Origin of the sequence: Actinoallomurus sp. CA-150999, from assembly GCF_050942425.1 — a bacterium.
In the GTDB taxonomy this organism is placed as follows: domain Bacteria; phylum Actinomycetota; class Actinomycetes; order Streptosporangiales; family Streptosporangiaceae; genus Actinoallomurus.
Map to the genome: position 1 here is coordinate 11118305 of NZ_CP192063.1, position 25127 is coordinate 11143431.

General features: G+C 67.4%; 21 protein-coding genes and 2 pseudogenes. 5 read left to right on the forward strand and 18 right to left on the reverse strand.

Annotation, left to right across the window (positions count from 1 at the left end):
* Window positions 1–294: 294 nt before the first annotated feature.
* The 8 genes and pseudogenes from ACQP2O_RS51480 to ACQP2O_RS51515 all read right to left on the reverse strand — a co-directional run.
* On the reverse strand, window positions 295–1716 hold the full coding sequence (locus tag ACQP2O_RS51480; RefSeq protein ID WP_433177485.1) for a M20/M25/M40 family metallo-hydrolase: 1422 nt from the start codon (window positions 1714–1716) through the stop codon (window positions 295–297).
* 13 nt (window positions 1717–1729) lie between these two features.
* Window positions 1730–2308, reverse strand: coding sequence for a DUF5825 family protein (locus tag ACQP2O_RS51485; RefSeq protein ID WP_433177487.1), 579 nt, complete (start codon window positions 2306–2308; stop codon window positions 1730–1732).
* Between the two features lie 60 nt (window positions 2309–2368).
* Complete coding sequence (locus ACQP2O_RS51490) at window positions 2369–4216, reverse strand: RiPP maturation radical SAM C-methyltransferase (RefSeq protein ID WP_433177489.1); 1848 nt, start codon at window positions 4214–4216, stop codon at window positions 2369–2371.
* Between the two features lie 115 nt (window positions 4217–4331).
* Window positions 4332–5498 (reverse strand): cytochrome P450, encoded by a 1167-nt coding sequence (locus ACQP2O_RS51495; RefSeq protein WP_433177491.1) that lies wholly within the window; start codon window positions 5496–5498, stop codon window positions 4332–4334.
* A 21-nt stretch (window positions 5499–5519) separates the two neighbouring features.
* Complete coding sequence (locus tag ACQP2O_RS51500; protein ID WP_433177493.1) at window positions 5520–6521, reverse strand: methyltransferase; 1002 nt, start codon at window positions 6519–6521, stop codon at window positions 5520–5522.
* On the reverse strand, window positions 6521–6643 hold the full coding sequence (locus ACQP2O_RS51505; RefSeq protein ID WP_360898353.1) for a hypothetical protein: 123 nt from the start codon (window positions 6641–6643) through the stop codon (window positions 6521–6523). Before ACQP2O_RS51505 ends, ACQP2O_RS51500 begins: the two co-directional genes overlap by 1 nt.
* Window positions 6644–6984: 341 nt before the next feature.
* Complete coding sequence (locus ACQP2O_RS51510) at window positions 6985–7173, reverse strand: response regulator transcription factor (RefSeq protein ID WP_433191468.1); 189 nt, start codon at window positions 7171–7173, stop codon at window positions 6985–6987.
* Window positions 7174–7182: 9 nt separating this feature from the next.
* A pseudogene (locus ACQP2O_RS51515) lies at window positions 7183–7446 on the reverse strand (topoisomerase C-terminal repeat-containing protein); the annotation flags it as partial.
* Between the two features lie 375 nt (window positions 7447–7821).
* Between ACQP2O_RS51515 and ACQP2O_RS51520 the strand changes: the two are divergent.
* Window positions 7822–9024, forward strand: coding sequence for an alpha/beta hydrolase family protein (locus tag ACQP2O_RS51520; protein ID WP_433177495.1), 1203 nt, complete (start codon window positions 7822–7824; stop codon window positions 9022–9024).
* Here the strand turns inward: ACQP2O_RS51520 and ACQP2O_RS51525 are convergent.
* Window positions 9021–9560, reverse strand: a complete 540-nt coding sequence (locus tag ACQP2O_RS51525; RefSeq protein WP_433177497.1) for a helix-turn-helix domain-containing protein — start codon at window positions 9558–9560, stop codon at window positions 9021–9023. The two genes, ACQP2O_RS51520 and ACQP2O_RS51525, sit on opposite strands and share 4 nt — an antisense overlap.
* 310 nt (window positions 9561–9870) lie before the next feature.
* On the opposite strand from ACQP2O_RS51525, the gene ACQP2O_RS51530 reads away from it, so the two are divergent.
* Window positions 9871–10275, forward strand: coding sequence for a tautomerase family protein (locus ACQP2O_RS51530; RefSeq protein ID WP_433177499.1), 405 nt, complete (start codon window positions 9871–9873; stop codon window positions 10273–10275).
* 81 nt (window positions 10276–10356) lie between these two features.
* Here the strand turns inward: ACQP2O_RS51530 and ACQP2O_RS51535 are convergent, their stop codons facing one another.
* The 3 genes and pseudogenes from ACQP2O_RS51535 to ACQP2O_RS51545 all read right to left on the reverse strand — a co-directional run.
* Window positions 10357–10920, reverse strand: coding sequence for a hypothetical protein (locus ACQP2O_RS51535; RefSeq protein ID WP_433177501.1), 564 nt, complete (start codon window positions 10918–10920; stop codon window positions 10357–10359).
* Between the two features lie 130 nt (window positions 10921–11050).
* Window positions 11051–11338, reverse strand: a complete 288-nt coding sequence (locus ACQP2O_RS51540; RefSeq protein ID WP_433191471.1) for a hypothetical protein — start codon at window positions 11336–11338, stop codon at window positions 11051–11053.
* Window positions 11339–11344: 6 nt separating this feature from the next.
* Window positions 11345–11479, reverse strand: a pseudogene (locus ACQP2O_RS51545) (family 78 glycoside hydrolase catalytic domain); the annotation flags it as partial.
* A 446-nt stretch (window positions 11480–11925) separates the two neighbouring features.
* Here ACQP2O_RS51545 and ACQP2O_RS51550 point away from each other — a divergent pair.
* The gene (locus ACQP2O_RS51550; RefSeq protein ID WP_433177503.1) at window positions 11926–12909 is read left to right on the forward strand and encodes an alpha/beta fold hydrolase; all 984 of its coding nucleotides are present in this window, start codon (window positions 11926–11928) and stop codon (window positions 12907–12909) included.
* Between the two features lie 286 nt (window positions 12910–13195).
* Here the strand turns inward: ACQP2O_RS51550 and ACQP2O_RS51555 are convergent, their stop codons facing one another.
* The 6 genes from ACQP2O_RS51555 to ACQP2O_RS51580 form a co-directional block, all read right to left on the reverse strand.
* Window positions 13196–14725 carry a glycoside hydrolase family 140 protein gene (locus ACQP2O_RS51555; RefSeq protein ID WP_433177504.1) on the reverse strand — a complete coding sequence of 510 codons (1530 nt, stop codon included), beginning with the start codon at window positions 14723–14725 and terminating at the stop codon, window positions 13196–13198.
* Window positions 14726–15068: 343 nt separating this feature from the next.
* Window positions 15069–18200: a glycoside hydrolase family 38 C-terminal domain-containing protein gene (locus ACQP2O_RS51560; protein WP_433177506.1), complete on the reverse strand. Its 3132-nt coding sequence runs from the start codon at window positions 18198–18200 to the stop codon at window positions 15069–15071.
* Window positions 18197–19354: a glycoside hydrolase family 76 protein gene (locus ACQP2O_RS51565; protein WP_433177508.1), complete on the reverse strand. Its 1158-nt coding sequence runs from the start codon at window positions 19352–19354 to the stop codon at window positions 18197–18199. The genes ACQP2O_RS51560 and ACQP2O_RS51565 overlap by 4 nt, the downstream gene beginning before the upstream one ends.
* Window positions 19355–19365: 11 nt before the next feature.
* On the reverse strand, window positions 19366–20175 hold the full coding sequence (locus ACQP2O_RS51570; protein ID WP_433177510.1) for a carbohydrate ABC transporter permease: 810 nt from the start codon (window positions 20173–20175) through the stop codon (window positions 19366–19368).
* A 6-nt stretch (window positions 20176–20181) separates the two neighbouring features.
* Window positions 20182–21021, reverse strand: coding sequence for a carbohydrate ABC transporter permease (locus ACQP2O_RS51575; RefSeq protein ID WP_433177511.1), 840 nt, complete (start codon window positions 21019–21021; stop codon window positions 20182–20184).
* A gap of 44 nt (window positions 21022–21065) precedes the next feature.
* A complete protein-coding gene (locus tag ACQP2O_RS51580) occupies window positions 21066–22361 on the reverse strand; it encodes an ABC transporter substrate-binding protein (RefSeq protein WP_433177513.1) in 1296 nt (431 codons plus the stop codon).
* A gap of 161 nt (window positions 22362–22522) precedes the next feature.
* On the opposite strand from ACQP2O_RS51580, the gene ACQP2O_RS51585 reads away from it, so the two are divergent.
* Together ACQP2O_RS51585 and ACQP2O_RS51590 are read left to right on the forward strand one after the other, a co-directional pair.
* Window positions 22523–24220: a class I mannose-6-phosphate isomerase gene (locus tag ACQP2O_RS51585; protein WP_433177515.1), complete on the forward strand. Its 1698-nt coding sequence runs from the start codon at window positions 22523–22525 to the stop codon at window positions 24218–24220.
* Window positions 24217–25092: an ROK family protein gene (locus tag ACQP2O_RS51590; protein WP_433177517.1), complete on the forward strand. Its 876-nt coding sequence runs from the start codon at window positions 24217–24219 to the stop codon at window positions 25090–25092. The genes ACQP2O_RS51585 and ACQP2O_RS51590 overlap by 4 nt, the downstream gene beginning before the upstream one ends.
* Window positions 25093–25127 lie beyond the last annotated feature (35 nt).

Genomic DNA, 25127 nt, shown 5'->3' on the forward strand with positions numbered 1-25127 from the left:
GGTTTGTGAACGCGCGCGACGGCCCACCGTGATTCCCGCGGTCAGCTGGTATGCCGTCGGGTACGGGTCCTGATGCGGAAAATGGCGAGGCCGGCTGCGGTGAAGCCGATCGCCCACGTCAGTCCCAGGGCCAGCCGCGAATGCCCTGGTCAACGTGCTAGACAGCCCAGGGAGACCTAAAGATAACCGGCAAGCCCGGCGTTCTTGACCAGACGCCCCCACCGGGAATCGCGCGGCGGCCCGAGCCCGGTCAGGGGGCCAAGGCCACCGCGCTGCGGTCAGTTCGGTCTTGGCCTATTTCACATCTGAGGTGTCCATGGCGAAGCGGCCGATGGTCCATGCGATCGCGGGCACGTTCTCGTCCAGGACCTGGAGGTTGAGGTTGGCCACTCGGTCGCACGCCTGGTGATAGCAGTGGTCGTACTGCTGTCCCGCCTGCCCGCCGAAAATCTTGGCCTCCTCGGGCGTCTTCAGCCCGATCGTGCCCATGTCCATCCCGCCGACCGCTATGCCGGCCGTCACGAACGGTGCCTGGTCTGAGCCGACGCCCGTCACCGGCTCGGTCTTGAACGGCAGGCCGGTGCGGGTGAAGTACTGCTCGAACACCTTCGTGACGGTCGCCGATCCCGGCGCCTCCGGCACGTTGCCATCAATGAGGAAGCGGGCGAAGTTGGGCGAGGCGATCAGCTCGAAATTCTCGTAGAGGTCGATGGCGGTCTTCTCGGCGGACGACAGGTGCTCGATGTAGTAGTCGGAACCGACGTCGACCTGCTCTTCTGCTCCCCAGAATGCGAACCGCACCTTGTTACGCACCCGGTTCTGGAACGGGGCGAGCTGCTTGGCCGTCTCCATCAGGGCAGCCACGCTGCTCACGTTGTCGTTGATGCCCGGCCCCTCGGGCACGCTGTCCAGGTGGGCACCGGCCATCACGATGTGGTCGGCAGAGCCGCCGCGCGTCTCCGCGAAGAGGTTGACGGTCGTCTTGTCCGCGAAGTGCCCGCGGAGTTCGAGGTGGAAGGTGACGGGCTGCTGCGCGGCGTCGGCGCTCAGTTGTCCGGCCTGCTCAGGCGAGATGGTCGCCGAAGGGATCGTGAAGTCCGACGGGGTGAAGACGTGCAGCCGGTAGATGTTCTTGGGGTCCGGCACCGGCAGGTACAGCAGCATCGCCCGGCCACCCAGCCCGGCGATCACCTTCTGCTGGTTGGTGTACCCGCAGGAACTGCGCGGGGTGACCACGATCGCGCCCTGTACCGGGAGCCCGTCGTAGTCCGCGGCCGTGCACCCGCTCGTGCCGTCCGCCTTGACCGGCGCGAAGACCAGGGGAGCCGTGAAACCACCCTCGGGGGTGACCGGCGAGCCGTCCATCATCAGCGTCCGGATCGTACGAGCGTTCGGCGCGGTCTCCTGGCCGGACTCGGCGTCGAACATGAACTGCCGATAGGGCACCGTCTGGCTCTTCACCCTGTACCCGGCGTCGGCGAGCTGTTTGGTGACGTAACGCGCCGACGCCTCGAATCCCGGCGTGGCCGTCGCGCGCTGGCCGCCGTTCTCGTCGGCGATCCGTTCGAAGACTCGCAGGTGCTCGAGGGCCTTCTTCCCGGACGTGGTCTTGGCGAGGTGGTCGGCCAGCCAGAGATCGTCAGCCCGAGCTGGGCCGGCCGCCGTCAGCGAGCCGGTGATGGCCACTGCGGCAACGGCGGCGATTAGGGTCTTCATCGGACTCCTCAGGTCAGATGGCGGTGCACGGTATCGGCCATCGACGCAGCCGATAGGGCAGACAGAGTGCGTCACGACCGTGACTGATGATCAAGCCCGATTGCAGAAGCGCGACAAAGGCGGAGGATTCCTCCGACCGCCCCGGGCGATCGAGATCCCGGACAAGCCGGATTTCATGCGCTTCCCCGAGAGTGATGGGCACGGCCGGACCACGCCGCTGATCGGTGACGGTCACGAATCCCGGTCCGACCCGGTAGTGACACAACCCGTACCGGTAGGCCGAACGCCACGACGGATCCCCGGCCGGTGGGGGCAGGTGATACAGGAGCCGGGCATCGCAGCCGAGACCGCCCGCGCTCTCCCAGACGACATTGATGTCATGGCTCGCCGCCTCGCGCAGGAAATGCAGGAAATGGAGGATTCCGTCGTCAGCGCCGACGGTCTCCCGTATCCGTACCTCCCGCACGCCGGCCTGCCACAGCAGGTCTCCGGTCACCGCGTCCAAGCCGGGCGCGTACGGGGTCCCGGTGACGAGCAGCACCGGGGCGGTCGTGCCGCCCGCGAGGCATTGCGGCAGGTCCGACGCGCTCACCTCGACGCGATCACCGATCGCGGCGCCCGGCTTCCGTACGGTGAGTGTGGTGTCCATGGCTCACCCCACCTCGGCGACGCGCAGCGGCCTGCAGTTGGTGGCCAGCGCTACGACCCGGCCGCCGTCCTCGAAGATCAGCCCCGCGCCGCGGAGCTCACCGATCCATTGCCGCAGTGTCTCCTCGCTCACCGCGAACCCCTCTGCCGCCAGCTCACGCGCGAGGGCCGCGATCGTGCGGGGCCGCTCCATCAGCCGATACGAGCGGGCCTGGGCCGGATCGCTCAGGACGTACTCACATCGGGGCCGGCCCGCGCGACCCTCCTCGATCACCAGCCCGCCTTCGGTCTCCCGCCAGGTCAGCGTGCTGCCCGCATGGCCGCGTCGCCAGGCCACGATGGCGGCCCGAAGGCCGGACGCGACGTCCTCATCGATGCCCTGCGGCGGCGCCTCGAACTGGTACGCCACGTCTTCGAGCTCCGATTCGGACAGGTCGTAGACGTGCTGGTACATCCGCGAGGGACGTCGCTCGGCAAAACCCCGCTCGGGTGACTGGAAGTGCGGGCTGAACCGCTCAATGAGGATGCGGACGGGGCCGCCCGGAGGCTGGAGATGCACCATCGCCGGTATCTGCTCGATGACCGGCAGGTAGTCACTTGCCCGCTCGTCGGGGAACCCGTACAGGTAGTTCCAGTCCACGGTGAGCTGATGCTCATCGGCCGCGCGGAGCAGGAACACGTTCTGCGTGCCATGCACGCCCTTGTCCATGAGCCGCAGCGCACGGGAGTTCAGGCTCTCGATGCCGGGCTGGATGTGCGTCACGCCCGCGTCCCGCAGCACGGCGAGCTGGTCGGGCTTGAGGTTGGCCTTGACCTCGTACCGGATCCGCAGGTCCCAACCGGACTCCTGGATCCGCGGCATGAGCTCGGTGAGGTACGCGACGTCGAGGATGTTGTCCACGGTGACGATGTCGAGCACGCCGTGGGTCTCCACCAGGTGGGTGATGTCGTCCCAGACTTGTGCGGCCGGCTTGGCTCGGAACTTCATCGTGGTGCCGTTCAGGCCGCAGAACGTGCAATGGTGCTTCTCGCCCCACCAGCAGCCACGCGCCGCCTCGTACAGCAGCACCGGGCTCAGCCGTTCGGCGAATCTGCCGTTGCCGTAGGCCGACCACCAGGCCGTGAAGTCGGGGCGGGGCACCATGTCGATCGGCACCATGGCGGCGGGCGGTCCCGCGACGCTCTCGCCGTCGGGCCCCCGGGTGACCAGCCCCGGTACGCCGGCCGGTGTTCGTCCCTCGCTCAGCGCGTCGAGCAGCGCGACGAAAGCGAGTTCGCCCTCGCCGCTCACGACATGGTCGATGAACGGGAAGTTGCGGTGCAGGGCCGCGCCCATCGGACCGTCGCAGTTGCCGCCCCCGAACACCACCTGGACCTCGGGGCGCAGCTGTTTGACGCGCCTGGCGACCGCGAGCGAAGAGACGTTCTGTTGGAACGTCGTGGTGAAGCCCACGAGGTCCGGCCGCTCTTCCAGGATCTCTCGGGCGGCCAGCTCGACGAAGCCGGCGGCGTGCTCGCGCATGCGCAGCGATGCGCCGGGCTCGAGGTTCCGTGCCTCCAGATAGGCACGGTACGTGTCCACGCGCCAGGCCGGATCGTCGTACAGCGCCCCGGCGAAGATCCACTCGCCCATCGCGTGCCAGACACCGCGGTCGGAGACGTAGGAGTACTCGGCCTCGGCGATCTGACCGCCGGAGACGTCGAGGAGGTATTCGGCCCAACGCAGGTTGCCGTAGTAGTCGATGACGGTATGCCGGTCGCGGCAGGCGCCGACACGGGCGCGCAGTAACCCGATGGGCAGGCACGGCGTTTCGAGCAGGTGCCAGGGCATCGAAACGAGGCAGATACGCATGAGGATCTCCTGGGTTGGCTGAGGGGAGCCCCTGTACCCCGGGCACCAGGCAGCGGGGCACAGGGGCGATCACTGGGTTCAGTGCACGTAACGCATTGCGCACCTCCTTTGCGTGTCAGGTGATGCGGGCCTCGAACCGAGATGGCCCGCGGAGGGTCAGGTTGCGCCGGTAGACCGGTGCGGTGACGGCATTGATCTGACTGCACTCGGCCGCGAGGATCTCGAAGACGACGCCCGCCTGGAGCGTCGCGAGAGATTGTCCGAGGCACGAGTGCGCGCCCCGGCCGAAGCCGAGATGCGGGTTCGGGTCACGCCCGAAGTCCAGTGCGTCCGGGTCGGGGAAGCGCGCCGGGTCCCGGTTGGCCGCGCCCAACAGCATCGTGACCGCCTCGCCACGGCGGATGACCGTCCCGCCGATCGAGGTCTCCTCGACGCAGGCCCGGCCGTCGGCCTGCACCGGCGCGTTGTAGCGGACCAGTTCCTCGACCGCCGTCGGCGTCTCGGCCGCCGCGAACCGGCAGAGCGCGTCCGGTACCGCCGCCATCGTGGCAAGGGCATTGGCGAGCAGCCGCCCGGCCGACTCGAACCCCGCGTGAAGCACCGCGCGGAGCGTGTTGAGCAGGACCGGCCGCTCGATTCCCGAGTCCGCGCCGTGAGCCGCCACGTAGCCGACCAGACCGGCGTCCGCCGGATCGGCGAGCCAGCTTTCGGCGAGCTCGGCGAGCCGTGCGCGCGCCGCCACCGCCGGCTCGTGCGTCTCCGGCCACACCCCGGCGTCCATGCCGTCGACGATCGCCTGGGAAGTCGGCAGGAACCACTCGGGATCCGGTCGCGCGATGCCGAGCACCGCGACGATGGTGTCCAGGGCGATCGGGGCGGCGAACTCGGTGACGGCGTCGAACGAGTCCTGCCGCCGTACCGCCGCGAGCCGGTCGCGGACCAGGTCGGCGATCATCTTCCGAAGCGCCGAATAGTCGAGGGTACGGACGGCGCTCACCATGAAGTGGCGGATCAGCGTGTGCTCGGGTGGATCGAGCGACTGTATGCTGAGCAGCGGAGTCGGGATCTGCTCTCCCGTACGGCGCCAGTCCGACGCGAACGCCCGCGAGTTCCGCAGAACGGCCGCGCAGTCCTCGTAGCGCGTCAACACCCAGGAGTCGATCGCCTCGCTCCAGTACACGGCTTCGGCCTCCCGCATCCGGGCGTACGCGGGATACGGATCGCGGAGTGTCTCCGGCTCGGCTAACGCGAGGATCCGGTCGGTCGACGGGGCTTCAGACATCGGAGCGACCTCCTGAGGACATTACGCGGCCCTGTCCGGCCGAGCTTCGATCAGGCAGAAACCGGAGGGCGCGGTCAACGTCTGTTCCACCGAGAATCCGGCCTGTCGGAGCAGTGCCTCATGCTCCTCGACGGAACGGCTCTGCCCTCCGAGGAGCACGAGCATGGCCAGGTCCCGCACCGCCGCTTCCAGCGCATCGTCGATCTTCAGCGCGTGCTCGATGAGAAGTAACCGTCCACGTTCGCCGACCGAGGCCCGGCAGTTGCGCAGGATCCGCAGCGCCGATTCGTCGTTCCAGTTATGGATGACCGACTTGATGACGTAGATGTCGGCGCCTCCGGGGACCTCGGCCAGGAAGTCGCCCGCGGCGAGTTCGCACCGGTCCGCGACACCGCGATCCTCCATCGTCTGCCGCGCGACGGCGAGGACGGCGGGCTGCTCGACCACGATGCCGCACAGCTTCGGGTAGCGCACCAGGAGCTCGGCCAGCAGGGTGCCATCGCCCGCGCCCAGGTCGGCGACCACGCCGTCATCCGGGAAGTCGTACAGGCCGAGGATCTCCTCCAGGAAACGCTCGGTGTTCAACCGCATGGTGCGCGCGAACGACACCGCGGCGTCGTCGTCGCTGTCGAAGTGGTGCCACAGATCACAGCCGTACCGGTGCTCGAAGGCGGAGTTGCCGGTCCGCAGCGCGAAGTCCAGTTCGGACCAGGCTTCGTAGTACTCCACGCCCGCCATCAGCGCGTGGCCGTAGAAGCTGCCGGTGTCACGGCGGAGCGGCTCCATCAGCGCCGTGCCGCGATACGCGTTCTCCCCTGCCGACTCGACGAGTCCGAGCCCTTCCAGCGCCCGCATGTACCGCCGCAGCGTCGGGACGCCGATCCCCGTCAGCCCGCTGAGCGCGGCGTCGGTGAGCGTCCGGTCCGCGAGATGGTCAGGGATCCGGAAACGGACCGCCGACGCCACCAACTGGGTACGAATATGACCGTCCACCAGGATGTTGAGCTGCTCGAACACGCCCATCAGAGCGGCGTCCGCCGCACCCGCTCGGTAAGCGTGTGCCCGTCACGCACGCGGAGCTCGCCGTAACCGGGATTGAAAGCGCAGGGATCAATCGGATTGACGACGTCAACGGTCGCGGCCACGTTGCCTCCACGTTGAACTCGCACGAGAGTGTCCGGCGTGCATTCATCCAGATGTCTGGATTATTGCACGAACAGGCCTAAGCACAGTTTCGTCCCGGTTTCATCTGCGTTTTGGCCGCCATCGGCCTCTCGTACAGGATTGACGTCTCCGGCAGCGCCTTCCATGCCTCCTTAGTCATCGGCCGGCGTCTCCGGCGCGTCGGCAACTGCTACCGTGTGCCGCTCGAATGGTGATGACAACAACAGTGGTTACGGCCTTATTCACAGGTCAGATACAGCTTTAGGGCCCAGCTCACCCGGCTAGCACCTCATCCGGGCGGAGCCCAAGGCCCCACCCTGGTTCAGCGGTTCGGGTGCGGCGCCTCGGATCCGTGGCCGGTCACCGCACTCACTATGGCGGCCCGTGAGGTGACGCCCAGCTTGGCGAAGATGCGGGAAAGGTACGTATCGATAGTTGCGCCGCTGACGGAAAGCCTCGCGGCGATCTGTCGGTTGTTGAGCCCCTCGGCGACGAGCTGGACGACCTGCAGCTCCCGCCTCTACAGGCCGACCAACGCCCTTTCCCGCCGGTGGGCATCACCGGCGGCCTCCCGCCGCTCGGCGAGTAGCTCGACGGCCCGCTCGATCGTCATGGAATCGACGTCGTCACCCTTGTGCAGGCCGACGTTGATTTCACCGTCAGTGACGTATGGACCGAACCGCCCCTCCTTGACCACGAAGCGCCGGTACAGCATGTCGCTGATCACCAGGCCCAGCGCTGAATCGCCGAGGAATTCCAGGCGCTCGTTGCCGAGCGACTCGCCATGCTCGTCAACGTACGAGTGGTGTGTCAAAGCACGCTCACGCAGTTCCGGGTCGAGCTTGACTCCGAGAGCGGTGTCGAGAGGAGACACGACTTCAGATGGAAGAGTGCCGATGGTCCATGCCGACTCGGGCGTGCTGGTGCAGCGCCGCGTTGATCCTTCGGGGGTTCATGCGGCTTTGAGTGGGCTGCCGTCGTAGGTCCAGCGGTAGGGCTTGGCGTCGTGTTCGTCGTAGGCCAAGACGAAGGTGGCGCTCGACGATGCCGGCGAAGGGAACCTCGCGCCGCTGGGGATCTCAGGGTGTAGCCAGCACCACCCTCAAGACGGAAGCCCGCATGATCGAGCGTCAGGGCGGGGCCGGGCAGGATCGTGCCCGTGAGCACTACCTCGAACCACAAGCGCCGTATCAGCGCTGTCGCAATCCTGGGTCTCGCCGCATCAGTGGCCGCGACCGGCACCGGACTCGCCGCCACGACCCCGCCGTCCACCGTGCACGCGACCGCCGCCACAGCTGCCGCCGCGCCCACGCGGTCCTTCCAGGGCACGCTCCCCGCGCCGACCGGCCCTTACGCCGCCGGCGAGGACGTCATCCACCTCACCGACGCGAGCCGTCCCGACCCGTGGGTGCCGTCATCCGGCCCCCGCCAGCTGACCGTCACGATGGTCTACCCGGCCGTCCCCGGGACCGGGACTCCGGCCCCTTATATGACCCTCGCCGAGGCAGCCGGAGTCATCCAGCACCGGAAGATGCCGGCGAGCTCCGGTGTCACCCCACAGAACCTTTCCGGCGTCACCACTCACGCCTTCGACGGCGCGCGGCCGCGGAGCGGCAAGCATCCGCTGGTGGTCCTCTCACCCGCGTACGAGGACCCGCGCATGGTGCTCACCTCGCTCGCGACCGACCTGGCCAGTCACGGCTACGTCGTCGCGCTCGTCGGCCACACCTACGAGGACAGCGGCGAGACGCTGGCGAACGGCCAGACGCCGCCGTGCGCGATCTGCGATGACCCGGCGCTCGACTTCGACTCCGTCGCCGCCAGCCGTGCGCTGGACGTGTCCTTCGTGATCGACCGGTTGACGCATGGCAATACCGCGTGGCGCCTGGCACACCTCATCGACAAGCACGAGATCGGCATGGCCGGACACTCCCTCGGCGGAGCGGCGGCCGCCACCACGATGATCGCCGACCCGCGAGTACGGGCCGGAGTGAACATGGACGGCACCTTCCACCCGGCCCCGAGGCCCGGCCAGATCAACCGGCCGTTCCTCATGCTGGGTGCGGCCGTCAACCACGCGCCCGGCGGCGACGACTACACCGTGTGGGAGCAGGCCTGGGCCGCCCTCGGCGGCTACAAGAAGTGGCTGACGGTCGCCGGCGCCGACCACTTCAGCTTCAGCGACCTGGACCTGCTTGGGGAGGAGGCCGGGTTCCCGACGCCGCCCCTCTCCCCGGAACGCGGGGTGGTGATCACCCGCGAGTACGTGACAGCGTTCTTCGACCAGACGCTGAAGGGGATCCACAGTCCGCTGCTGGACGGCCCCTCGCCGAACAATCCGGAAGTAATCTTCCAGTCCTAGTGCAGCGCCGGGTTGATCCTTCGGGGGTTCATGCGGCTTTGAATCCGCCACGGCGCCGAGAACTCCGGGTCGGCTGGTCGGGTCAGCCAGCCGCGCACCAGGTGCGGCTTGAGATCGACGCAGGCCAGGATCCGTCCGACCTGGGAGGCGGAGACCGCCAGGCCGGAACGGCGCAGGTGATCGGATAGCAGTCGGTGGGTCCACACGGTGTCGGCGGTCGGCGGTTGGGCGGTCGCGGCGGCGATGACCTGCAGCTTGTCCTCGGCGGACAACCGGGGCCGCCCCAGCGGCCGGGGCCGGTCGACGAGCGCAGCCAGCCGCTCGGCGGTGAACCGCTTGCGCCAGGAGCGGACGGTGTCCACATGCCGCCCGGCCGCGCGGGCCGTGGCGGCGTTCGACATTCCCTCGGCCAGTGCCAGGATCACCGAAGCCCGCTGCACCTGCCCGAACGGCGCGGTGCGCGAGTCTGCCAGGCGTTCAAGCACCTCACGCTCGGCCTGGGTCAGTTCGATCGTGAACGGACTGGTCAGCCGCATCGCCCCACCCCGAGATCAGCTTATTGATCCGCTGATCTGTTGTGCTCCACCCGGACGCGTACGGACCGAGCGCGAATCTTACGATCGAAAGCGACCCGGACTGAAACGTGGAGCACGTCGAACGCGCCCTCCCGGATCCAGCGGCGCACGCGGCTCGCGGACAGGGAGCGACGGCACGCCGTACTTCAGTGATCAGGTCGGGCAGTCGGACCGGCGCGGGCAGCCGTGCGGGGGTGAGGATGTCCGCCGGCTGCCGGAGCCTGCACGATCAGTGCGTCGGACAGCAACAGACAAGTAAGGAACGAAAGATATGCCACTCGTACGCATCGACCTCATCCGCGGACGGCGTCCCGACGACATCAGGGCGATCGCCGACGCGACACACCGGGCGCTCGTGGACGTTCTGGAGATCCCCGAGCGGGACCGATTCCAAATCATCACCGAGCACGACACCGACCACGTCATCGCCCTCGACGCCGGTCTGGGCTTCGAGCGAACCGACCGACTGGTGATGATTCAGATCTTCACCCAGTCGGGACGCACCACCGAGGTCAAGCAACACGTCTACCGGACCATCGCCAAGCAACTGGAGCCCCTCGGCATCGCCGGCGAGGACATCTTCATCAGCATCATGGAGAACGACCCTCAGGACTGGTCCTTCGGCCACGGGCGCGCCCAGTACACGGAGGGTCTGCTGCCCATCCCCGGCCGCTGACGACGTCCGCCCCGGTCCGTGCTTGCCGGACGAGGCCTCTCTAGGGGGACTGACCTGCTTCCGGAGCGCTACGTCACGACTTCACGAGGCGGGTGCCAGGCGCCGCTTGGCCGCAGAGGTGACATGGTGGTGGGTCACCGTCACGATCTCGTGCCAGAACGGTCGGGCGGTCAGGTACGTGCCGAGCACGGACAGAATGCCCAGGCAGACGTCCACGCTGAGCCGCCCCTGCTTCGCCCAGTAGACGTCCCGCAGGTCCAGCAGCAGGGCGAACTCATCGGCGACCAACGCGGTGCCGGCGCCGTACACGGAGGCGACCGCGGGGTGTCCCACGGCCCGTTCGTCACCGCGAACCGCGACCAGGCCGACCCCGGCGAGCGTGGCTATGCCGAAGTTGTAGTGGTGCAGATGCTGGCCACCCGTGGAGATGTTCCCAAAAGGCAGCCACCCGCCCCGGATGCCATGCGTGATCAACCGCACGGCGCCCCAGGTGGTGCCGAAGGAGATCCACATCGCCAGGAGAGACCGCTTCGTGGGGGTGAGGTGCCGGTCCGCCGACTCGTGCCAGTGCTCGACGAGGGATGGCCGGCCATATCCCGGTTCCGCGCCCGGGCCGCGTTGTGATGACAGGGTCTTTGATCCCATGGTCACCTCCCACCTACTGGTCCGCAGGCCTATCGCGCCTGCTCACCGCCCCTACCACTCCGATGGTAGGCATACGGTGGCGACGACCCGCACACCCGCCCGCCCGGAGCGTGTATTCAGGAAGCGCCCGTCAAGGCCGATGTTGATCATCAGCGGCAGGAAGACCGGGCCCGCTGAACTCGTGTGAACCTGAGGCGACCTCGAACACCGCCTCGGCCGCGCCGGGCGCGCCGGGGTAATCGCCGACCATGGCCGGCCCGCCGCCGTGCGCGTCGCGGACCGACGCGGGATCCGCGCTCGGGACGTGGACGCTCACGAAGTTGCCTCGCTGACCCCAGTCGATGTTGCGCATGAGCTGGTCGAGCCACGGCTGTGAGCAGGTGAACCAGCCCGTCGGTGGCGTGTCCGAGCCGACCACGCATGCCGTGACCCGGTCGGGCGGGAGCTCGCCCGGGTATCCGGAGATTTCGGCGTACCTGAATCCGGGCACGGTGAAGCGTGGCTCGAATGTCTCGCTGCCCCCGGCGGCGACGTACTGGTTGCGGCCGCGAGAAGCAGCAACGTTTGTGCGTCGGTTTGAGCGACGGTTGCGGGCTCGCGGGGGCGGTGATGTCGATGAGTTTCAGCGACGGTGAAACGACGATGGATGGGTCAAGGGCGGGTCCGCGGAGGGGGCTGCCTTGATGAGGTAGCGATGCGCCAAGAGGCCGGACTGATCAACTCGCAATGTTGGTGCTGGTAGGGTCGCGTCATGGTCTACATGTTCGTCCGTCTTCGGGCTGCCTGAGACGGTCTGCTCCCGCCGGTCACCTGGTGACCCGCGGCGGTTGAGGAAGCCCCCGGAGTGCCTGACGCTGCCGGGCGGGCTTCACTTGATCCGACCCGTCGACTTCGCACAGCTACCGGTTGATGCTCTCAACTGCGTTCTGCCCTGACGGGCTGCCGTAGGGCTTGACGGGCACCGCCATTGCTTCGCCTGTGCCGTTATCGAGCCCACTGCTGTGCGTGCTCGCCACATCCTTCAGCGGCGGCTGCATCCTCGTGCCCGAAACCGGGTGTGGCTGCCGCCGCAATCCGATCGGACTGACCTGTATGTCATCTGTCTCGAACAGCCCATCCCGTCCGGGGCGTCAGCCCGCCGATGCTCCCACCTTCGTGCTGGTCCACGGTTCCGGCACCAGCTCGTTCATGTGGGCACCGGTCCAACGCGAACTCGCGTTGCGCGGCCACCGCAGCTTCGCCGTCGACCTGCCAGGCCACGGCCTCGACGCGCAGTATCCGGTCGCCTACCAGGCCCCGCAAAACCTGGACGCGTGGGCGAACGAACCATCGACGCTGGCCGGAGTCACCCTCCAGAACAACGTCGACATGGTCATCGATGTCGTCGAACGCGTGGCCGAGTACGGGCTTGTGGTCCTGGTCGGCGCCAGCCTCGGCGGAACGACCATCACGCGGGTGGGCAACACAATCCCCGCGCTGGTGAGTCGGCTGGTGTACATCTCCGCGTGGTCGTGCGTGAAACTGGCCAGCCCCGTCGAGTACATGCAGGAGCCCGAGTTCGCCGCCAACCTGCTGACCCCGCTGGCCGCGCTGAACGTCGGAGATCCGGCCGAACTCGGTGCCGGCCGGGCCAACTATCGCACCGCCGACCCGGCCCTGCTGGCCGCTCTCAAGGCAGCGACGATGGCAGATGCCACCGACGAACAGTTCCGAGCCTTCCTCAACATCCTGCAACCCGACGAGTCCATATCGGTGATGACCGCCGACGCCCGCGTCCAGGCCGACACCTGGGGCACGATCGCCCACACTTACATCCGTCTCACCGGTGACCGGTCGCTTCCGGTGGCCATGCAGGACCGGCTGATCGCTGAAGCCGATGCCCTGACCCCGGGCAATCCCTACGACGTTCACACCCTGGACACCTCTCACGCCGGATTCCTGCTCCGAGCAGCGGAGGTGGCCGCCATCCTCGACCGGCCATCACTCTGAGGACGATGACCCCCGCAGTCGTGCGGATCGGCCACTGAACCGGCACCACGGCCCTTCACCAACAGCAGGGCTCTGAGTCCGGCGCAGCGCGGCAGGGCAAACCTGCCGCGCTGCGCACTGATCGTCGAAATCCAAGATCGTTCTCAGCGATAACTGCTGTTCCTGGCTCCTCACCGTCGCGGTCAGCCGTGCGCTGTGGCTGTCCGCGCTTCGGTCTTCCGCCCTAGGTCGGGTACGAGCAGCTGCGCATCTCTCAGCCGAGGGGCTCGCGGCTGCTCAACGGCCCCTATGTGATCTCGCCTGGTTTCAAAAAACCTTTCGAGGCGTCGTCCAGGACCAGGACCCAGTCATTTCCTGGCTCACTTCCCCCCGGCGGATCAAACACCTTTACCCCAGTATTGGCAAAATTGCCGATAAGCTTGCTGTTCCCGTCTTGCGGGTTGTACCACCAAGCCTTCACCTGATCCCCAGAAATGTGCCCCATTTTCAAGGAGAACGATCTTCCGGTGTAGATATACGCGAGCAGGAAGTCATTCCCTCGGGTCGTAAGCACGTGGTCATACTGATAACCAGGATCGCCGTCCACAACCGTCGGATCGTAAATCCGATCGAAATAAGGCCGCGACAGCATCAGGTCTTTCAGATGCCGCATCTGGCCTGCGCCGGGGTCGCGAATCGCTTCGTACCAGTACTTCTTTACCCCATATGCGCCTATCGGACCATCTGCCGGTATATGCAGTTGCATGACAGACCCGTTGCCATACGTGTGACCGAAAGCACCGCCGAAGACCGACCAGTATGCGTATCTCCTGGCATCGCCATCGCCCCAGAAGGGTTGACTCGGATCATGGAGTCCTTGCGGAATCCCTTCGTAACTGGGCTCGCCGTCAAGAGTAGGTTTAGGAGGATAGAGTTTGTAGTCTTCAATCACATCCTTCCAGTTATCCTCACCCTTCCATAGCGTTGGCAGATCAACGCCGGTTACATCAGTACCCACCGCTTCATACGACTGTTCATAGGTACGATGCCCCGACTGGAACATGTTGAAATCCAACCAGGACGCGTTATGAAACCACGTGGATGAGGAGAACCGACCGTACGGATGGAAGGTCATCAGGTGATTCGGATCCACTTGCTTTATGGACTCGCCCAGGGCTGCCCAGATCGACAGATTTTTATGCGCTTTCGCGTCCCCGCCGTTCAGCCAGACGATGTTGGGTCTGTCCTTGTAGCGCTTGGCGAGCCACGTTCCATACCATGCCGCGTCGCCCGCCGTTAGATACCCGCCATCCACGACCGAACTCCACACCGCGTCCATGCCCATATACATTCCGTAGCGTGCGGCTTGGTCCACGATATAGTCGACATGGCGCCAATAGCCGGGATTCGGCCGCCTGATGTCCCGGTCGACAAACGGCGTGTCCCCATAGTAGTTCTTGAATGTCAGGTCGCCCGGAACGACCTGAAGCTGAACTACATTGAAGTCTTTCTCTCGACGATCCGCGAAATACGTTCGAACTTCGTCCCGCGAAAGCTTGTGCAGCAACCACGCGGTGTCAGCCATCCAAAAGAATGGTTTTCCGTTCTTGTGTTGGATGAATCGCCCATTTTTCGACACCACCAGTTCACCATTACTCCACGGAGTGCTGATGGCCGCATTTTGGCCGACCTTTTCAGCACGTCCTTGGGCGGCCGCCTTTTCGCCGCTCAGCCCCACAGCGCCGGCCGCGACTGCCGCGCTCGCGGCCAGCACCTGGCGACGCGAGGGGGTCGGAACGTTTTCAATCGCGCTGCGGATTCGCCGTGTATTCGACATCTGCACCCTCCGTTACAGTGACCCGAGCCGGGAAGACCGTCCAGGGGGTTGCGCTGCGAGTACCGCAGAACTGACTGATCGCCCGGTGAACCCCTAGCTCAGCAACGGTTATCGCGATTTTGGCACCGCATAGGCTGTCCGCGCTTCGGTCTTCGCCTTGGGTTGAGCATGAGCCGGTGACATGGGGCAATAGGATCGGTGAATGTATATTCACATATGAAGAGCAATTCATCACAACGATAACTTCGCTCCCAGGGACTGTCAATGGTGCGTTTCAGGAGCGTTTCGTTCAGATGAATCCACGCTTTTGAGGACGTCATCCACCGCCTGTGGGCGGAGAAGGTCACGTTGACTGTTGAGGTGATGCGTAGTGCAACAGCACGGCCGGGGTCGACAGCGGCGGGATCTCGACGACCATGGCTCCGTCTGGTTGTCGGGGCAGGGTGTCGCGCGGCGAGCCGAGGTAGGTCGCCGAGGCGGCGTCCGTGACCGGGAGGCCGGTCCGCAGGCAGCACGAGACCGGCTCTTCGGCGAAGGACTGCAGTCGCACGAGGATCGCGCCTGCCCGCGGTACGGTCAGGCCCACCACGCGTACGCGCGGGTCATCCACCGTGAGAAACGACCTCGTGGCCGGACTGTCGCCGTACGGGCCGAGGGCCCGCACGGCGATGAGGGGTCGGCTCCCGGCCGCTGCGGTCCGCATGCCGAGCACGGCGCCCCGGACCTCGGTGGAGGCGGCGACGCTGTACCGGAATGTGACGTCGAAGGCCTGTTCGGCCGGGAAATTGGTGTCCCAGACGTTGTTGTGAACCCACGAGTAAAGCGTGCTCGGCTCCTGCTCGGGGACGGTCTGCGGATACGGCACGTACGGCAGGGCGATCCCGCCGTGCTGGATCAGCGGTGCGTCCTGTGTCGCCCAGGCGACGGTGAGGCCGCCGGACTCCAGAGTCGCCCAGCGGCGGATCGCTCGCATGTGACGGGCCGAACCGGGAACGACCGGGAGTCCATCGCCGGTGACTCCGCCGGTCGCCTCCGTCCGGACCCTCGGTGCGGTCATCGCGAACGGGAAGGCGAAGAACGCGCTCTCCTTGCCCATGGTCGCCGGCTTGGTGAGGCGGTTCTCCACGTCGAGCCGGTCGACGCCGCGGGTGAGCCGCACGGTCGTACGGAGCCGGGATGTTCCGGCCGGTACGTTTTCGTAGACGATCTGCTCTTCCGTCGCGGACGACCGCCGTGAGAGGAGTGCGGCGGGTGGTGCGACGTCGCGTGTCGCGAGCAGGTGCATCGAGTCGTCGGCGACGGTCTTGCTCGACTGATGGTTGAATCCGCCGGCGGTGGCGTACCGGTCGTAGACATAGCCGTTGAAGCCGAAGAGGGCGTCCTGTTGGACCAGTTCCCTACCGGTCGTCTTGTCCACGATGGAGGAGATGCATGCCCGGGACAGGTCCACCCGTACGGCCAGGTACTCGTTCTCGAGCAACGTCGGATCCGCGGCCGCCTCGGAGGCAGCCACGACGGCCGGATCCGCGGCCGCCTCGGGGGGAGCCACGACGGCCGGGTCCGTCGCCGCCACGACGTCCAGCCGTACGGTGCCCATGGCCGGCACCTCCGGGACGAGTACGACCAGGTATCGCCCTGGAGCGTCGTGGTCCTCGTTGGCCGGCTTCTCCTCGGAGAATCGCAGCGGCCGCCCGTCGTGAAGCACGGTGACCGGTTGGTCCGGTGGAACGGTGCTTTCCGGCAGGAAGGCCCGCACCACCTCGCTGCGGGACCAGCTGCAGGTGTTCACCACGTGGAAGGTCGCGAGACAGCCGGGCGTCCGCTCCAGCGCCTGCCCCAGGTACGCCGTGGCGGCGTCGAGCAGGAGCAGTGCCTCGTCGTGCGCGTTGGCCGCCTGGGCGTACTTCCAGTGCCACTGTTGCGCACCGGAGTGTCGCCCCCGGTCCCCGTGCGTCCACGGGTCGGCGGCCCCCCAGGTGTGCTCGTTGAACAGGGACATCGACTCATAGGCCGTGTTCGCCGGTGCCCCGGGCGCGGCTCCCAGGGCGACGGCGAACGCGCCGACGGTCTGGGCGTCCGCGGCCCCGCTCTGTGCCCGTCGCGTCAGTGCCAGCGGTTCCGCGCCCGCCCCCACCCCGTCGACCCACCAGTCCGCCCAGTCACCGTCGAAGGTGGCGATCGACTCGCCGAGTCGCTCCTCGATGTCGGCGAAGAAGTCCTCGTTGCGGGACAGGCGGAGGCGCGGATAGGCCCACGTCTCGTTCCATCTCCGTACGGTCTCGGCGGCCAGCCGGCGCGGCGGGCCGTTGTCGGAGAAGGTGCCGAGCACCCGCAGATGCAGCACATCCCACGGGTACGGCTCACGGTCCACCTGGACGCCGAGCACCGGATAGCCGGGAATGCCCTTCTCCGGGTACGGATAGGGACGGGTCGCCAATGCCGTCAGGTACGCCGGCAGCAGGTCGTCGACGTCCGCGAACGACTCGTCGAAGCCGAGGAACGATCCCTCCATGTAAGCGAGGCCGTGGGGCGTGTCGGTCCGCCAGACGAGCACGCTGGAGCCGCTCGGGGCCCGCCAGCGGAACAGCCGCGGCAGACGCGCTCCGCCCACCAGATGCGGTACGGCACGCCCCGCCCAGTTGTGCGCGACCGACAGGTACCGCACGCCGAACGAGGTCAGGGCGTCCGGCAGCCCGACGACCTGGCCCGGCACGTCCGTCTGCATGGCGGTGGTGAAGGGCACGCCGTACGCGTCCCGTACCCGCGCCGCCGGCCGCAGCAGCTCGTGCAGTTCGTCGGTGGAGCAGGTCTCGGTGTGCAGGTTGAACGGCAGCGCGGTCAGCTCGAACCGGCCCTCACGTACCCGGGCGACGAACTCCTCGACCTGCGCGGTCGGTCGTGCCCGCGCCCATCGTTCGAAGGAGGTCAGCCCCTCCACGGTCCACCGGAACCGTGCCTCGTCGGGCCAGTCGTCGGTGGCTCGCGCCAGTTCCAGGCAGGTGTCGAGGTAGGACCGCCCCTGCGCGAACACCGTTCCCTGCCGATCGGTGTAGCCGATGTCCAGGTGCGAGTGGTGCACCAGGTGGATCGTCCACTTTCGCTGGGGTTCGAGCCTCAGCTCGACCTGTCGGCCGGGTTCGAGTTCCGGCAACTCCACGAACAGCCGGGTGACGACGTCCACCGCCGGTACCAGGAGCCGGACGGTGCGGCGCGGTGCCGGCACGAGGTCACAGCGCACCGCGGTGCCGGTCTCGGTCCGCACCAGCGCGCGGGTGATCGTCGGCGCGTCCGGCCCGCCGACCTCGACCCGTACGGACTGCAGCAGACCGGCGACGCGGTCCGATTTCAGCAGGGGCTCCGTGGAGATCGTGACGTCTCGTCCGCCGAGACGGCTCTCGGCGGTCGCGGCCGATCGGCGCAGCCCTTGCCGGGCGAGGTCGGCGTCCCACCATGAGGGCGCGGTCAGGTTGGTCATGCGATCCGCCAAAGGTCGCCCTGTTTCCAGGCGAGAGCGGCGTAGATCTGCACCATCGCCGACTGCTCGAGGGTCTGGGCCGGGAAGGCCGGGTCGTAGGCGCCGCCGCCACTCGACTGGAAGTGGAAGAGGCCGGTGGCGGAGTCGCGGTTGGACGCCCATTCCCGGTCCGCGTACCGCTCGATCGTGGATCGGTACCGGGGGTCGTGTCGCACCGAGTCGAGCAGCAGGAGGTTGTTGAAGAGGATCGCGTTGAAGATGGCGGGCTGGTTGTAGAGGTTGTCGCCCTGCGTCCAGTGATCGAGCGCGCCGTTCGCGTCGGCCACGGCGTTGTCCAGGTACGACCGGGTGCCGGTCGCCTGGTAGAGGAGGGTGGCGGCGCCGATCATCGAGCCGGAGTTGTAACTCCACAGCGTCTTGTTGACCGTGCCGTCGTAACCGATGTCGTTCCAGTACAGCCCGGGGCTCTGCTGGAGGCACTTACGGTTCCAGGCGTAGAGCCGGGTGCCCCACGCCAGGTAGTCGCGATCGTGGGTGATCCGGAACAGGTGGGTGGCCAGTTCGGAGCTGAGCCCGGTGACGTTGGCCGCCCGGAAGTTGTTGGCGGGGTTGTCCACCCAGGCCATGCCGCCGGGACACGCGCGGCTCGTATCGGTGTCCCACGCCCGGGTGTCGACGGCGAACGCCTGTTTCGCGCGTTGGAGCAGCGTACGGTCGCCCGACGCCTCGTATCCGCGGATGAGTTCCAGGCCGATGACCGCGTTGTCGTCGTAGTAGATGTCGCCGCCACCACCGAGCGGCGGCGGCAGGTAGGACTCATAGCCCGGCCGGGCGGAGTCGCCGTTCCAGTAGAGCTGCAGGGCGGCGAACCGGTCCTTCACGTCCTTGCGGTAGCGTCCGGACGTCTCCGCGATGGAGACGGTGGCCGCGGTCGCCTCGCGGAGCGGCCAGACGTAGGAATGCTGCTGGTCGGTGGGTTGTTTCGGGTAGTTCTCCAAGAACAGGTCGTGCCCGTCGGGTCCCTGGTAGAGGTAGCGCTGCAGTGCCTCGTACGACTGGCGGGCACGTGTTCCGGCGTCGGACGCCCGTGCGGGTGTGGCGGCACCCGTGATCACGGTCGCGGCCACCAGTGAGCCGGCGAGGAGCTTTCTCATTTCTTCCTCCGTCAGAGGTTGAGCTTGAGGCTTGACACGAAGAAGCGCTGGGCGACGAAGAACAGGACGATCGTCGGCAGGGAGACCACCAGTGCCCCGCCGAGCGCGACCGGAGGAGCGGTCCCGGCGTAGGTGCCCTGCAGGTCGGCGAGCGCGGCCATCACCGGCCGGATGTTGGGGCTGGTGGTCAGGGCGATCCCGAACAGCAGGTCGTTCCAGACCGCGACGAACTGGAAGACGAACGCGGCCACCATCGCCGGCTTCGACAACGGCACGTGTATCCGCCAGAACAGCCGCCACCAGGACGCGCCGTCGATGCGTGCCGCCTCGGTGACCTCGCGAGGCACCGTGGCGACGTAGTTGCGCATGACGAAGTAGGCGAACGGGATGCAGAAGGCGACGTAAACGATGATCAGGCCGAGCTGGGTGTCGTACAGATCGACCTTCGCGTACGCCGAGAACAGCGGCCGGATGAAGACCTGGAGGGGCAGCAGCGTCCCGACGTAGATCAGCCAGAACCACAGGGCCCGGCGCCTGGTCGGCATCACCACGGTGGCGAAGGCCGCGAGCGAGGCCACGATGACCGCGAGCAGGGCGCTGACCAGCGCGTACATGAGGCTGTTGACCATCGCCGGGCCGAGCGTCGCGTCGGACCAGGCCGACTCGATGTTGGCGAGCAGCCCGAAGCCGTTCGGCAGCCATCGGGGGCTCCCGGAGTACTTGTCCGCCGGCGTCATCCCGTTGACGAGGAGAAGGTAGGTCGGCACGAACCACAGGACGGAGAGCGCGACGACGACGCTGTTACGTACCGCTCTGCGCATGCCCTCTCACCCGCCTTCCGGCCGGAGCTGGCGGCGCAGGTACGTCCACGAGGCGCCGAGCACGATGACGGTCAGGACCACCGCGATGGCCGAGCCCGCGCCCAGGCGCTGGAGCCCGAAGGTCTCCTGGTACATCGAGGTCGCGAGCGTCTCGGTGGATCGCCCCGGGCCGCCGTGCGTGAGCACCCAGATGAGGTCGAAGGACTTCAGCCCGTTGACCAGGCTGAGGCCGACCACCACGATCATCACCGGTCGCAGCTGTGGCAGGACGATGTGCCGGAACCGCCGCCAGCCGTCGGCGCCGTCGAGGGCGGCCGCCTCGATCGTCTCGGGGGGAATGGTCTGCAGGCCGACGAGGAAGAGGATGACGGCGACGCCGGTCGCCTGCCAGGTGTTGGCGACGATGATGACGAGCGTGTTCCCCGGCCAGCCCAGCAGCCAGCCGTGCGCCAGCGACCCCAGATGCAGCGACGTCAGCAGGCTGTTCAGGGCACCGTCTTTCGACAGCACGAAGTTCCAGACCACGGCGACGGCCGAACCGGACACCGCGTACGGGATGACCACGGCGAGCCGGACGATCCGCGTCCACCGGGCGGCGTCGGTCATCACCGCGATGGCCAGGCCGAGGCCGATGGGCAGAATGAGCGTCCCGGCCACCCACATGAGGGTGTTCTCGATGGACCTGATCAACGCCGGGTCGGAGAAGAGCAGCCGGTAGTTCGTCAGCCAGGAGAAGCTCGGGTCCACGTTGTCGCTGTAGAGGCTTCGGCGGACGGTGACCGCGAACGGCACGAGCAGGACCACGCCGACGATGAGCACGGCGGGTGCGAGGAACCCTCCCGCCATTAGCCGTTCCCGTACGCGCGGTCGCGGCCACCCCGCGACACTCTTCACGAGATGCCTTTGGACCAGTTGGCCCACTCGGTGACGGCGCGGCCGGCCATGGACTTCGCAACGCTCTGCAGCTTGTCGGGGTGGACCATGAAGTCGCCGAGGTCCTGGACGTTTCCCTCGATCAGGGCCGGTGGGCTGGCCTCCCAGTAGCGTTGGAGGAGTTCGGGTTTGGTGCTCGCGATCGTCTTCTGGAGCCCCAGGATGACCGGGTTGGTCGCCGGCACCGTCGGATTGGCCGAGGTGTCCTGCAGGAAGTCCGACCAGCCCCGTTGCACTCGCGGGTCCAGCCACGAGCTCACCACCTTCATCGCGGCGTCGTGCTTCCGGGCGCGCGTGGGAACGGTGAGCACCCCCGACTCCGCGATCACCGACGGGCGGACGGAGGGTTCCACGGTCGGCATGATGAACGCGTCGTAGTCCTCGCCCGGCTTGAGGCCCGCCTCGGTGTAGCCCTGCGACTCCCAGGTCCCGTGCAGGAACATGCCGATCTTTCCGGCCTTCATCTGCGCGGGCCCGGTGTTCTGGTCGAAGTCCGGCGACGTCATCCAGCCCTTCTTGATGAAGTCCTGCCAGATGGTCATGGCGTGGATCACGGGCTCGTCGGTGTACTTGGCCTGGTTGTTCGTCAGCCTGGTGTAGAAGTCGGGGTCGATCTTGCTGAGGATCTCCTGGAACCATTCGAGAGCCGGCCAGACCCCGTTCTCGCTGGAGACGAACGGCGTGACGTTGTTCTTCTTCAGCACGGCCGCGTTCGAGGTGAACTCCGCCCAGGTGGTGGGCACTTTCAAGCCGTACTTGGCGAACAGCGGCTTGCTGTAGAAGATCACGTAGTAGGACTCGTAGAGCGGAATCCCGTAGACCTTGCCCTGGTAGGACATCGAGTCCTTGAGACCGGGCTGCACCCAGCCTTTGGCCGCGATCTGCGACCAGACGGAGCTCAGGTCGGAGATGCCGTGGGTTCTGGCCAGTGACTGCAGCCGGTAGCCCGACCACCACTTGGCGATGTCGGCGGCCTTGGACGTACTCAGCGCGGCCTTGACCACCTGTTCGTACGAGGCGGTCTGGACGGAGAGCGGCGAGAGGCCGGATCCGGCGATCGGCTTGAGCGCATTGCCGGTCTTGGCGAACCCGCTCTTCCACGTCGCGTTGTCGTTGTAGAGGCTGACGGTGCCGGCCGACGATCCGCCGGTCCCCTTGGCACAGCCGGTCAGCAGGGCGGCGCCGACCCCCGCGGCCCCGGTGAGGAAGCTTCGTCGGCCGACCATGGGGCTCGATGGGCTCGATAGGCGCATTTCGTCTCCTTTGTCGGAGGTGCCGCAAGTGACGGTTACGGTAACGCTACCGATCGGGGTCTACAAGGTCTCAGGCGAATAACCTCTGGCTCTTGCGGATGTGCGCGGAGACACGCCAGACTCGGTGGACGGTAACGTTACCGTCGCATGGAGGAGCACGCGTGAGGACGTATGAGGCCAATCCCCGGTACGCCGCCGTCGGCGGCACGGTCGACCAGGGCTGGCCCACCGCAGTGGCCTCGCTACCGGCCGGCCCCGTCGTCCTCGCCTTGGACGGGCCGGCCGGCGTGGACTGGGCGGCCGCGATCGACGGAATCCGCAGCGCCGCCTCGGCGCGCGGGCGGGCCATCGAACCACTGGACCTGCGCACGTGCTTCGCCTCATGGGAACGGATCCTGGCCCGCACCGCGTCCGCCGAGCTTCCCGACGATCCCGACTTCGCCACGCTCGCCGACGGCACCCTCGCCGACCTCTTCGACGAGCTGCCCGACCCCCGGCCCGCCGACGACGGTCCGCTCGTCGTGTACGGCCCCGGCGCGGCGCTCGTCCGTCACGACGTTCTCTGGTACGTCGACCTGCCGAAACGCCACGCCGAAGCGGCGATCAACGCTGGTACCGGACGGAACCTGGCCCAGCCGGAGGAGGCCGGGCCGGGAACCACCAAGCGCCTCTTCTACATCGACTGGCCGCTGCTGGACCGGCATCGCGAGGCGATCGCCGGCCGGATCGACCGCTGGATCGACGTACAGGACCCGCGCCGGCCGGCGTCGCTGTCCGGCGACACGCTACGCCGGACCCTGGCGGCGCTGGCCCGGCGGCCCTTTCGCACCCGGCCCACCTTCAACACCACCTCATGGGGAGGAGACTGGGCCCAGCGCGAGCTGGGCTTCAATCCGGAGGCCCCCAACACCGCCCTCGGCTACGAACTGATAGCTCCCGAGTCCGGCCTGCTACTCGGCGACGGGCCGGAGAGACAGGTCGAGATCCCCTTCCAGCTGCTGGTCGAAAGCCATCCGGCCGAGATCCTGGGCCAGGAGACGCGAAGGAGGTTCGGCACCTCGTTCCCGATCCGGTTCGACTATCTCGACACGGTGAACGGCGGTAGTCTCTCGGTGCACTGCCATCCGCAATCGGACTACATGAGTCGTGTTTTCGGCTGGCCCTACACCCAGCACGAGACCTACTACATGATGATCGGCGCGAGGGATCAGAAGGTCTTCCTCGGACTGCGGGGCGACGTTGATGTCGAGAGGTTCCATCGGCAGGCCCGCGACGCTCACCATCACGGGATCCCGATGGACATCGAGGAACACGTCCAGGTCTTCCCGGCCACCCCGCACCAGCTCTTCTGCATTCCGGCCGGCACGCCGCACGGCAGCGGTAAGGGGAACGTGGTCCTCGAGGTGAGTGCCACGCCGTACCTGTACTCACTGCGGTTCTACGACTGGCTGCGCCGCGACTCCGCCAACCGGCAACGCCCGGTCCATGTGGAGCACGCCTTCCGTAATCTCAACACGAACCGGGTCGGCGATGCCGTGGCCCGCGACCTGGTACAGGCGCCGCGAGTCCTGGGCAAGGGCGACGGCTGGACCGAAGAGATCCTCGGCGCACTGCCGGAGATGTTCTTTGAGGTCCGCCGGCTGACGGTCGATCCCGGCGCGCGATTGGCCACCTCGACTCAGGGCCGCTTCCACGTGCTGAACGTCGTCGACGGCGAGGGCGTGGTCGTCACCACCGGCTCGGGAGACCACCGTCTCTCCTATGCCGAAACCCTGGTCATCCCGGCCGCGGTCGGAGACTACACACTCCACTCCCTGGGAACACCGCCGGTCCGTCTGGTGAAGGCCCTGGTCCCGTGACCGTACGTCCGGCCCTGGAGATCGGCGGCTCCCACGTGAGCGCCGCGCTGGTCGACCCCTCCTCCTGGGTCGTCAGGGCGAGGCGGGAGCCGCTGCGGCCGGACGGCACCGCCGCCGAGATCGTCGACCGGATCCTGCGCAGCGCGCGGGAGCTGGCTGCCGGACCGGCCACCTGGGGCGTGGCCGTGCCCGGCCCGTTCGACTACGACCGAGGCATCGCCCTGTTCGAGGGAGTGGGCAAGTTCGACGCCCTTCATGGGACGGATCTGGGCGCGATCCTGCTCGGCGGCCTGCCCGGCCCGCCTTCGTCGGTGACCTTCCTGAACGACGCCATCGCCTTCCTGCTCGGCGAGTGGAAGGCCGGTGCCGCCGCGGGCCATCGGCGGGTGGCCGGCATCACCCTGGGCACCGGGGTCGGGTCGGCCTTCCTCGTGGACGGCAGACCGGTCACCGACGGTCCGGATGTACCACCGGAGGGACGGGTCGACCTGCTCACCTGGGACGATCATCCGCTGGAGGAGACCGTGTCCAGCCGCGCCATCCGCGCCCGCTACACCGGCGGACCGGCCGCCGACGTCGCGGAGATCGCCGGACGGGCTCGGGCCGGTGAGACCGCGGCCAGGATCCTCTTGACCGAGACGTTCACCGCCCTCGGACAGGCACTCGCGCCCTGGCTCACCCGCTTCGGAGCCGAGGTCCTCGTCGTCGGCGGTTCGATGGTCGCATCATGGGATCTGCTCGGGCCACCGCTGATGGCCGGGCTCGCGGCCGCCGGCGGACCCTCGATCGCACTTCCCGCAGGTAACCTTCGGGATGCGGCGCTGATCGGTGCGACCGTATATGCGATGAATGGCGGAGAGATGCCGCGATGACGGCGGAGCGACGATCGGCGAAATCGCCGCCGACC